Annotated in this window: 8 protein-coding genes and 1 pseudogene; 2 read left to right on the top strand and 7 right to left on the bottom strand. The window is 45.2% G+C overall.

Going from position 1 to position 10,556, the window contains the following annotated elements; genetic code table 11:
* The 6 genes and pseudogenes from B9T16_RS21390 to B9T16_RS21365 all read right to left on the bottom strand — a co-directional run.
* Positions 1 to 308: pseudogene (locus tag B9T16_RS21390) on the bottom strand (IS630 transposase-related protein); the annotation flags it as partial.
* 357 nt (positions 309 to 665) lie between these two features.
* Positions 666 to 3,065: a GH116 family glycosyl hydrolase gene (locus B9T16_RS21385; protein WP_006617379.1), complete on the bottom strand. Its 2,400-nt coding sequence runs from the start codon at positions 3,063 to 3,065 to the stop codon at positions 666 to 668.
* Between the two features lie 9 nt (positions 3,066 to 3,074).
* Positions 3,075 to 3,602, bottom strand: a complete 528-nt coding sequence (locus B9T16_RS21380; RefSeq protein ID WP_006617380.1) for a GNAT family N-acetyltransferase — start codon at positions 3,600 to 3,602, stop codon at positions 3,075 to 3,077.
* A 7-nt stretch (positions 3,603 to 3,609) separates the two neighbouring features.
* The gene (locus B9T16_RS21375) at positions 3,610 to 4,788 is read right to left on the bottom strand and encodes an LptF/LptG family permease (RefSeq protein ID WP_006617381.1); all 1,179 of its coding nucleotides are present in this window, start codon (positions 4,786 to 4,788) and stop codon (positions 3,610 to 3,612) included.
* Positions 4,785 to 5,513: an LPS export ABC transporter ATP-binding protein gene (gene lptB / locus B9T16_RS21370; protein WP_006617382.1), complete on the bottom strand. Its 729-nt coding sequence runs from the start codon at positions 5,511 to 5,513 to the stop codon at positions 4,785 to 4,787. The genes B9T16_RS21375 and lptB overlap by 4 nt, the downstream gene beginning before the upstream one ends.
* A gap of 139 nt (positions 5,514 to 5,652) precedes the next feature.
* Complete coding sequence (locus B9T16_RS21365) at positions 5,653 to 6,216, bottom strand: LptA/OstA family protein (RefSeq protein WP_035737063.1); 564 nt, start codon at positions 6,214 to 6,216, stop codon at positions 5,653 to 5,655.
* Positions 6,217 to 6,445: 229 nt separating this feature from the next.
* On the opposite strand from B9T16_RS21365, the gene glpK reads away from it, so the two are divergent.
* Entirely contained in the window at positions 6,446 to 7,963 is a 1,518-nt protein-coding gene (gene glpK, locus B9T16_RS21360; RefSeq protein ID WP_006617384.1) for a glycerol kinase GlpK, read from the top strand.
* A gap of 85 nt (positions 7,964 to 8,048) precedes the next feature.
* Here glpK and B9T16_RS21355 read toward each other — a convergent pair whose 3' ends face one another.
* On the bottom strand, positions 8,049 to 8,816 hold the full coding sequence (locus B9T16_RS21355) for a LemA family protein (protein WP_410245707.1): 768 nt from the start codon (positions 8,814 to 8,816) through the stop codon (positions 8,049 to 8,051).
* 104 nt (positions 8,817 to 8,920) lie between these two features.
* Here B9T16_RS21355 and B9T16_RS21350 point away from each other — a divergent pair.
* Positions 8,921 to 10,556: TPM domain-containing protein (locus B9T16_RS21350; RefSeq protein ID WP_410245706.1), on the top strand; the 1,636-nt coding region annotated here is incomplete at its 3' end.

The raw sequence follows: 10,556 nt of genomic DNA, 5'->3' as shown, positions 1-10,556 counted from the left end.
CGAGGAGAGATGTCGTCAGCCCAAAGTTGGGCCATTTGAGCGGAGGTTTTGTGGCCATGCTCTTGGGCAAAAGCCTTGAATTTATGCCAGTCGGTAATTTGGTGGTTATGGCCAGGTGGGCGATTAGGTTTAGGGAGGAAGTCTCCGGTCTGTGCTTTTCTTTGCAGTCAGAGATTGATAGTGTTCCTGCTGACATGGAAAACTTGACTGGCTTCGGTTTTGGGTATACCGTCTAGTTCAATTGCATTAATAACTTTTTGTCTAAGGTCGTAACTGTAGGGGGCTGGCCTTTTGGGTCTTCTGTAGATATCCTTGCCATTATACGTCCTAACTTTTCTGTCTTGTGCTATAGATCTAAAAGTTGAAGTCACAAAGCAGGAAGTTGTTACCCTGTTCCCGATGTCAAAAGGGGTATCCACATCAGGATCCGTGTGATGTGAAAGTATCAAGCACGGTTTGGAATTGGAGTTGGGGAAGGCGACTTCCCTTTCGACCATAACGCCACAAAATAGTTGGATGGCTGACGCACCAGAATAATTAACACCCTTGGTGGGTCAGACGACCACAGTAATCATGATTAGACATGGGTAGGGGGTAGGGTGCGTCAGATAGAATCATCATGATGGCCACAAATAGTTGGATGGCTGACGCACCAGAATAATTAACTAGGGGTGTTGTATTTGATAATACATAGCCCAAATTGCCATAGCGCGGAGATAGTGACTAGCGCGGAAAGTTCCGGCGGCGGTAATAGCTTCTGGGGTGCGGAACTGGAGGCCGTTTTGATATACTTGAGTGATCACGGCTTCGGCGAGTTGAAAAGCCTCTTCTTTCATCCCCATTTGAATAAGGAAAGCACCTAGACCGAAATTAATGCCGGTCCATACCTCTAGGGGGTGGGTATCTTGAGGATTAATGGGTTCTCCGGTAGTTCTGACACCGTTAGCGGCTCCAAACTTGCCATTATGAAAATTCTGGAAGCAGGCTTGATAAATGGTTTGTAGCGCCACTCGTGCGCGATGGTGGGGGACAATATCGGGCAAACCTAATAAGGCGGCATAAAACTGACCACAAAGTTGATCGGCCATGACGACATCAGATCCACTCTGACTGTCAAGATTGTAGTAGCTACCATTCCAGAGAGTTTGGTCATAAAGAGGTTTAGCGGTCTCTAACCAATTAGTCCAGGTAGCGATCGCCTTAGTTGTATCTGGGGTGATATCACTATGATGGGAAAGTAGGATATTTGCGATGGCAATAGCGGCTTCCAATGCGGCTAACCATAAGCCCCCACAATAGGCGCTAATCCCCATCATTCGCCAATCATCAAAAGTCTGATCTGGTGCGCCACCATTTTCTGGGATACAATCACGATCGCGATCGAAGGTTTTGAGATAATCGAGAGTTTGGACGATCGCCGGCCAACATTCTACCAAAAACTGAATATCATCGGCCCCTGTTAGCAGATAATCGCGATATACCTGCAAGACAAAATCACAGGGTAAATCTTTCCACAAATTGCAATCCTGATAACTGGTGTAGTTAGTCTTTTCCCAAGGATGTTCATTAGGAGCCCCCAAGTCATGGGGAGTCGCCCCAGCAGCTTTCCGAATAGCTGAGGCTTGATTGTAACCAATAATTCTGGGGGTATCATCATCAGTAGCGATCGCCTTAGCAAAAGCCCGCATCACGGATTTTTCCAATTCTGGCCACCACATCAACAAACCAAAGGACCCATATAGGCGCACATCGAGACTTTCATACCACCGATAATCCAAGCATTCAAGGACAGCAAACCGTCCCCAAGGCTCATCCTCATCAATAGCAGTCCATAGACTCCCCCCGTCCGTCAGTAGATAAAGTTCATTAAACAAAGCCATTTTGAACCAAGGGGGTAAATCTTGGCGATTGAGAATTGGATTTTGCCATGCTTCGATATTCTCGCGCCAGGTATCGGAATGCTTCATAGCTGTCCGAATCATTGACCAAGCGTTACGACCATTGCGCCCAAAAAAATCGGTATAGTGGCGGTAGTAAGTAACTCCCGCCTCAAACTCAGTCACAGGTAAATCCCAGGCGATAAAAAAGGGAATTTTGCGAGTTTTTCCGGGTCTGAGGATACAACGGACGGCCAAAGCCGCGCCAATTCTTTCACCTTCAAGGGCGGGCCCGTCATCGTGTATATCAATCAGGGACCCATCCTGAGAAAAATATTCCCAAATATCGTAACCATTACCGGAGGGCCTCCAACGGTTGTGACAATATACCTCAACGACAGGGTTAGTAATAGTGGCGATCGCCATTTGACCGTCCCCTTCTCCGAGTTGGTCATTAATATTCAAGCGAGTCATCACACAACCAACACGGTGGAAGTCTTCCACAAAGTGATTACAATTATCCTGGCTATCTCCCCAGCGCGGCTGATATTCGTAAACGGGACTACCATCATCGCGCACTTTCACGGCGGGAGTGTCTAAACGATTAGTAAACCAGCCGATGGTATTTTCCCAGGTTAATAAAATACTGAGGATAATTAGTTTATCGGTGGGGTTGTGGGCTATCCACTCAAACACCGCCACAGGATAACTGGTTTCCTGGTAATTTCCGCCCCACACCGGGGAAAACTGTTCACAGGTTAATTGAGTTTGAAAGACATTTTCATAAACAAACCAACTGCGGGGGTAAAGGGCGTGATAGGTTCCGGTTTGGGTATGCTGATCGGAACTAGGATACCAATTCCATGTTGATAAGCTACCATCTTCGGGAGGTTGGGTAGATAGGGCGTAGGCTTGTCGTTTACCGTCGATTTCCTCAAAAACGCTAAATTGACAGCCAGGAAGGGGGCGAAAGATATGTTCCCCACCATCAAGATGCCATAGATTAAAGTCTCCCCGATGAGACCGACCAATGCAACCAGCGCCAAAACCCCCTAAAGGCATTCCATGAAAGGGACCATCATCTAAATTACTAGGGTAGCGTACTGTATAGGGTTTTTCCCATCCTAAGCCTATGGGACGGTTCCAAGTATAGGGGGGAATATTTAGGGTTGGGGATGGATATTGCATGGTATTTAATCACAAGGGGTAGGGGCGGGTTCTGGGAGAATCCTGGGCGGCGGAACCCTCACCGTAAGCGCGTTTCATGCGGATAAAGGTACAGGGATAGCCAGAAACAGTATTTTCAAAGGTTTCGACTTTGACAAATCCGGCTTTTTCATAAAATCGAATCGCGTTTTGATTTCCCGCCATTACAATAGTCCAAGCTGGGGAACCGATTAAATTAATCGCTAAACGCAAAAGGCGGCACCCGATACCTTGGTGTTGATAATCTGGATCGATGTACAACAGGATAATATAGCCTTGGTAGATTGCCATAATCCCAATGACTTTTTTGCCGTCACAGGCGACAAACTTGCGACAGAGGGGGAAAATACGGGCAATATAGGGATTTTCCGAGAGGGGTCGCATCCCTTTTAAATCACAAGATCCGGCAAATTCGGCGGGTTGGGCGCGATCGTGAACTTGACAGACTTCTTCCCAGTCGCGATCGCGGTAGGGACGAATGGTAATCTGGGAGGTAACTAAATTGGGAGTTGTGGTCATTGATTAATTATTCGGCACTGCGGTACAACAAAAAGCCAGATACTCCTAAACCCAACATTGTTGGTAGCCAAGCTGCCATAAATGGGCTAATAATTCCTTTTTGGCCTATTGCACCAGTAATAAAAGATAGTAAATAATAGGCAAATATAATCATAACGCTGATCCCGAAACTGGTGGCGCGGTTGGTGCGTCCTGGACGAGAACCGAGGGAAGACCCCAGCAGTCCAAACACTACACAGACAAAGGGAAGGGCGTATTTTTGTTGAATGCGTACTTTGGTTTTCAGGATTTTTGCCTGATCGCCACTGAGTTTCATCAATTCTAGGTATTCTTTGGTTTGGGCGATATTCATTTCCCCATAGTCGCGGTCTTGGCTGGCTAGGTCTAGGGGAACACGGGAAAGGTGTAATTGTTTATGGTCGAACCGGGCAATATTACGATAAGAACCATCTGGGTCTACAATATAAACGGTGCCGTTATAGAAATCCCAGGTGCTTTCTTGGGGGTTCCAAATGGCGGTTCTTGATGAAATAATTTGGGTGATTCCGGCGCGGGAACGATCTAAAATTGTGACTCCTGACATTTTGCCATCGGCAAATTCTTCGGCATAAAAAAGCCGCCTTAAAACATTAACGCGGCGGTTAGTACCCTCGACGCTAACTCGTTCATACTCGGGGAAAAATATGTTAGTTGAACTGATATTGAGTGCGTCTTCATTCAAGGCTTTTTGTAGGGTCATTGTCGCCTGAAAGTTGGCTGCTGGCACGATAATTTCATTAAAGGCGAAGGTCATTCCGGTGACAACAAAACTAAAAATAATTGCGGGAATTACTAGGCGATAAAGACTGATTCCACAACTACGAATGGCAATTAATTCACTATCGCTAGACAGTCGCCCATATACCATCAATGTGGTTAAAATCATTGACATGGGAAAAGCCAAGACCATAAAATCGGGCATTTTTAACAGGAATACCTGAAAAGCCACACTGACTGGTAGTCCTGATTCGGCGACGCGGCGGACTAATTCAAAGACAGTCCCAACAGTGACAGCAACTGAGGTAAATAATCCTACTCCAAAGATAAAGGGAGGTATTAATTCTTGGATTATGTACCGATCTAACACCGATAGGCTGGGTAGTAGCCATGGACTTGAAGATGTAGATTTGCTAATGGTTAATTTCATAATTGGAAACTATCGCCAAGATAATACTGTCGCACTAGGGGATTGTTGTAAAGTTCTTCTGCTACCCCTGATGCGAAAATCTGTCCGTCTCTCATGATATAAGCGCGATCGGTAATGGCGAGGGTTTCGCGAACATTATGATCGGTAATTAAAATGCCCATATTACGATCGCGTAAATTGGCAACAATAGCTTGCATCTCTGATACGGCGATCGGATCAACGCCCGCAAAGGGTTCGTCCAATAGCAAAAAGTGGGGCGGTAATGGCCCTGATGCTAGGGCGCGGGCTAATTCTGTCCTGCGTCTTTCACCCCCGGAAACTTGCACGCCTAAGTTGTTGGCGACTTTTTCTAACCGAAAATCCTGCAACAGACTATTAAGCCTATGTTCCCATAGACGGCGAGGGACACGGGTTTGTTGGAGAATTAACAGAATATTGTCACGGACACTTAGATGTCGGAAAATACTGGCCTCTTGGGCTAAATAGCCGATACCTAGTCTGGCCCGTTTGTGTATCGGTAGGTGGGTAATATTGCGATCGTCAAGATAAATGCGCCCCTGGGTCGGCTTTTCTAATCCAGTGGCTATATAAAAGGTGGTGGTTTTTCCGGCACCATTGGGACCGAGTAAACCGACAATTTCTCCCTGGGAGATAGATAGATTCACGCGACTAACAATAGTGCGCTTTCCATAGGACTTATGGATGTTTTCCAGCACGATTTTCATTGCTGTTTGACAAAATTTGAGTATAGCGCCACAGGCTGTTAACGGTGATATAGATAGTTATAGCAGGCAACGGGGAACAGGGATTACACAGGTGACAATACAACAGAAATATATTCCTGATTACCCATCAAGTTGAATTCTATGGGGAACCTAAAGGGGTTTGAAAGGGGGGGGCGGGGTTAAATGGTTGAGCGGCAGCGTTGTTTTGGTTGTCGGGAAGCAAATAAATTGACTCGACCTGTCCGCCTTGGCGGGGAGTGGCGATAAATCGCCCTTCATCAATTAGATAGGTGACGGTTTCTCCTCGGATAGTGTTACCATTTTGTAAAACTAAAACATTCCCGCTCAGGATGATGCGACGTTCCTGGCTGAAATATTGGGCTTGGGCGGCGGTGGCTTGAATTTGACGGGCGGGGTAGTCTATTTGTACGTTTCCCCTAGCGGTGACAATTCCGGTGTTAGCATCGGCTTCCTGTATATCGGAACGGACGGTCATGGCTTGACCAGAACCTCTGGGATTTTGGGCGTTCCCTGGATAGGGGCTGAAGATACCCCCGATAGATAAAAATGGAAGGATGGCGATCGCTATGATAACTCCCGCTAGATGGGTAATTTTTCGGCTACCAGAACTACAGCCAGACGCGGACTGTTTCCACAATAGCAGTTGTGGGTGTTTGGGTAATCTATTCATCAGCATGATCATGTGTGAGGACGACGATAGGAGTATTGAACCCTGATAACGGCGGGCGGTTCCATTATGGCACTAACAATAGCTACATTGGAAACTTGGCGAGATTCGGGATCTCAGATCGGCTCAGTTTCTCCAGAGTGTCAAGAATTGGTAAGAACCCAGCGAGGCGATCGCTAATCTTGATATACATGGAAACAGATCTGCATTGATTGGTGCAGTAAGTTTTCTCAAAGAAATGCTCATGACTACACTAAATACTCAATATATTTTAGCCCTGGATTTAGGCACAACAGGCAATCGGGCGATTTTGTTTAATGCTGAAGGTTCCATCGCAGGTCAGGCTTATAAAGAACTTACACAACATTATCCTCAACCGGGTTGGTTGGAACATGACCCGGAACAGATTTGGGAAGATACCTATGAGATGATGCAACGGGTATTTCGGGATACGGGGATTTCTCCTACCCAAGTGCAAGCTATTGGTTTGACGGTGCAGCGCGAAACCTGTATGTTGTGGGATAAGACGACGGGAGAGCCTCTTCATAATGCGATCGTTTGGCAGGATCGCCGCACGGCTGCTAAATGCCGAGAATTAGCCGAGCAAGGAAAGGCTCAGGAAATTCAAGAACGCACAGGATTGGTGGTTGATGCCTATTTTTCGGCAACTAAATTGGCTTGGTTACTTGACTGGGTAAAACGAGAAAAGCCCCAGGTCAATTTGGATAATGTCTTAGCCGGAACTGTTGATACCTGGGCGCTATGGAAACTTACGGGGGGAAAGGTTCACGCTACAGACCACAGCAACGCCAGCCGTACTATGTTAATGAATTTGGATCGGGGTGATTGGGGTCCGCTTTTGCTGGATTTGTTTGGCATTCCTCCCCATATCATGCCGGAAATTAAACCCAGTATCGGCTTTTTTGGTAAAACTGACCCGAATCTATTGGGGGTGGAAATTCCGATTACGGCTATTTTGGGAGACCAGCAGGCTGCTTTATTTGCTCACGGTTGCGACCAGCCGGGGATGTTGAAATGTACCTATGGGACGGGATGTTTTCTGATTTCTCAGACTGGGGAGATTTTGACGCGATCGCATAATCAACTTTTGTCTACTATGGCATGGACTCAACAGCAGGGAGACCGCCCGATTTCGGCAAATTATGCTCTGGAGGGGGCGATGTTCACCACCGGCGCTTGTATTCAATGGCTGCGAGATGGGATTAAATTGATTGATTCGGCGGCGGAAACTGAGGGACTGTGTCGCGAGGTTCATGATACTAATGGGGTTTATTTTGTGCCAGCCCTCAGCGGGTTGGGAGCTCCTCACTGGGATATGAGCGCTAGGGGGGCTTTTATGGGTATTACTGGCGGTGTACAGCGACAGCATTTGGTGCGATCGGTTTTGGAGTCGATCGCTTATCAAGTCGGTGAGGTGGTCGAAGCTATGAATAAGGATTGTCAAACTTCTATTTCTCTGCTGAAGGTTGATGGCGGCGCTTCCCGAAATAATTTTTTGATGCAGTTTCAAGCCGATTTGTTGGGTATTCCTGTCGAACGTCCCGCCATTTTGGATGCTACCGCCCAAGGGGCCGCTTTTGGTGCGGGTTTGGCGATCGGTTTTTGGGATAGTTATCAGGATTTGATTTCTCGCCGCCAAGTCGATCGCATATTTGAACCCGGAGGAGGCTCCGCACAGGCGCGCGATAATTTTATTATGTGGACACGCGCCATCAGTAGGGCTAAAAATTGGGTTGATTAAAAATCCCTTTTCATATCATAAATATCCGATTTTGTCAACCTCCTATAGGATTAATTTTGACTAGATGGCGGTTGACTTTCTGCTTTTATTCAATCTTAGGAACCTGGGTATTTTCAGCCCGAAAAAACGGCTTTTCCTCAAAATTAAAAATATTACCAACTATGGAGTTAGGAAAACGTCGGAGGTATTGATTATATTCTTGGACAGTTTGGTTATATCTTTGTCTTTCAGTAGCTATGCGGTTTTCTGTCCCAGCTAATTCATACATAAGACCGATAAAAGCCGGGGAATAACCCAGTTGGGGCTGGCTGACTACATACTGATTAAATTGCCTAATAGCTAAATTCATTTCATCATTAGCTACTAATTTTTCCGATGCAGAATTGGCTTGTAAAAACTGTTCCCTCGATTCAATTAACAGGTTAATAATTTGCTGTTCGTGTTGTGCTTGCGCTTGAGTTACAGCTAATAAATTCGGAATTAAATCAGCCCGCCGCTGGAGTTGGTTTTCTACTTGACTCCAGGATGCTTGGGTTTGCTGATACCTGGCTGAAATTGAATTATAAGTAACAATAGTCCATAATACTGTTACTATGGCGAAAACTGTGCCCCCTAATGTTAACCCAGATTTGAGTTGGGTGGCTTTTTGTTGGGCGATCGCTTCTAGTTGGCGCTGTTGTTGAATTTCGGCGATCGCTTTTTCGATAAATTCTGGCGGAATAGAAACCTCCGCACCTGCTTCCTGAAGTTCGGCGATCGAATAACTATCAATAGCTTCCTGATACAACCGAGAAGCCACTTCTAACACTTCTGGCGCGAGTCGGTCGGGAATATTGCTATCAGCATCATTCATCAATCTTCCTCCCCCAAAAATTAAGTTTTCTTAAAGAATTGCTCCTCTGCTGATTGTATGTCCTTATAATATAACATAACTTGCTGATGAGTTAACCTGGAATTATGAAAATTAACAGTATCCAGCGCTACGGTCGCATTTTAGGAGTATGGTGCTTAGGAATTCTCTGTTTTAGCATCATCGTTATATCACAGCCTTCCGTCAGTTATAGTCTCACTCCCTCAGAAGTTCCTAATCCTCAAGAAGTATATGGGGGATGGGTGACAGATATGGCGAATGTTCTCAGCAATGAAACAGAAGACCGATTAAATCAGATGATTTTTGAACTCGAAGAAAAAAACGGGACAGAAATTGCTGTAGTGACAGTTCCTGAAACCGGGTCTTATCCTTCCCCTAAAGCCTTTACCACTGCACTATTTAATCATTGGGGAATTGGTAAACAGGGTCAAGATAACGGTCTTTTATTTTTAACATCTGTAGGCGATCGCCGTGTAGAAATTGAGACCGGATACGGTATTGAGAGAGTTTTACCTGATGCGAGAGTCGGGCGAATTCTTGATAATCATGTAGTGCCTTATTTGAGGAATGATAATTTTAATGATGGCATTTTAGCCGGAACTCAAGCCTTAATTCAAGCCGTAGAATACCAGGTTTTTGATGCCAGCCTTCAACCTCCTATAGATATCCCTAATTTAGTTTGGTTGTTGACAGGTTCAGCCGGGTTATTATCATATGGTTTTTATAATTTAGCCAGCCGTGAAGCCCAAAAACCTATTTTGGTTAAGCCTGGAGACTATCAGCGGATTACAACATTTGACCCCAGTGAAACTGGCGCTTATACTTATGTCCGCTTAGGTATATTTTGTGTATTATTTGCCTTAACTGCTATCCCCGTATTATGGATGTTGTATCTAACCCCACAATTAGCTCCATTTTCAGTGGTGGCTCTGATAGCTATATTGTTTATAATCCTGGTGGATAAAGCGTATAAAAAAGCGTATAAAACTATCTTAGTATCAATGACCAAAATTAATCAGCCCACCACAATTAATGAGCCCACCACAATTAATCAGCTCATCATTATGGTATTCTGTGTAGGTATTTTTTCCATAGGTTTCTTGTTTTGGTTAATAGGGTGGTTATTTTTTTGGTTAATAGGGTGGTTAATATACTATCAAGAATCAGGGATTGGCATAATTAAATCGGGAATAATTATAACATCTCTAATTAGTTTGATTGGCTGTTTTACCATCAGTTCTCAACTCATTGAATGGCGTTTTAAGAAAAACAAAAATCAGCGTTCATTCCGTCCTGTTTATAATACTGATTCACAAGTTTTCCTAGACCCCTTAGAACCCGCAGAACTCCAACCCCTATTAACAGACCATGAACAGGTAGCCGCCAAACTCGGAAATGTTAGTTTTGAGGCGTGGTGGAGTCCTGAAGTAGGCGCACTGAGTCGCAATACTATCTATCTAAAAGCCTACGTTAACAAGCCCAGCCATTCAGAATGTCCTGTTGGTAAAGAATTAACCGTAACCAGCACATCACAAACCGTCGTCTCACCCACTCAATATAGTACAGGACTCCTACGGACTACCTATCAATGTAAATGTTGCAACTACAATAAAAAAACCGACCACACAATTCCCAGCTTATCATCATCCTCCAGTAGTGGTGGAAGTAGCGGTAGTAGTGGTGGGAGTTTTGGTGGGGGTAGTAGTAGTGGTGGGAGTTTTG

The organism is Arthrospira sp. PCC 8006 (genome assembly GCF_046480465.1).
Lineage (GTDB): Bacteria > Cyanobacteriota > Cyanobacteriia > Cyanobacteriales > Microcoleaceae > Limnospira > Limnospira platensis.
Note: the sequence above shows the minus strand (reverse complement) of the source record. Positions and strands in the feature narration are given on the sequence as shown.

Coding starts and splice junctions, on each gene's coding strand:
- B9T16_RS21355 (WP_410245707.1), bottom strand. CDS start 8,816: ATGAATGATGCTGATAGCAATATTCCCGACCGACTCGCGCCAGAAGTG.
- B9T16_RS21385 (WP_006617379.1), bottom strand. CDS start 3,065: ATGCAATATCCATCCCCAACCCTAAATATTCCCCCCTATACTTGGAAC.
- B9T16_RS21380 (WP_006617380.1), bottom strand. CDS start 3,602: ATGACCACAACTCCCAATTTAGTTACCTCCCAGATTACCATTCGTCCC.
- B9T16_RS21375 (WP_006617381.1), bottom strand. CDS start 4,788: ATGAAATTAACCATTAGCAAATCTACATCTTCAAGTCCATGGCTACTA.
- glpK (WP_006617384.1), top strand. CDS start 6,446: ATGACTACACTAAATACTCAATATATTTTAGCCCTGGATTTAGGCACA.
- lptB (WP_006617382.1), bottom strand. CDS start 5,513: ATGAAAATCGTGCTGGAAAACATCCATAAGTCCTATGGAAAGCGCACT.
- B9T16_RS21365 (WP_035737063.1), bottom strand. CDS start 6,216: ATGATCATGCTGATGAATAGATTACCCAAACACCCACAACTGCTATTG.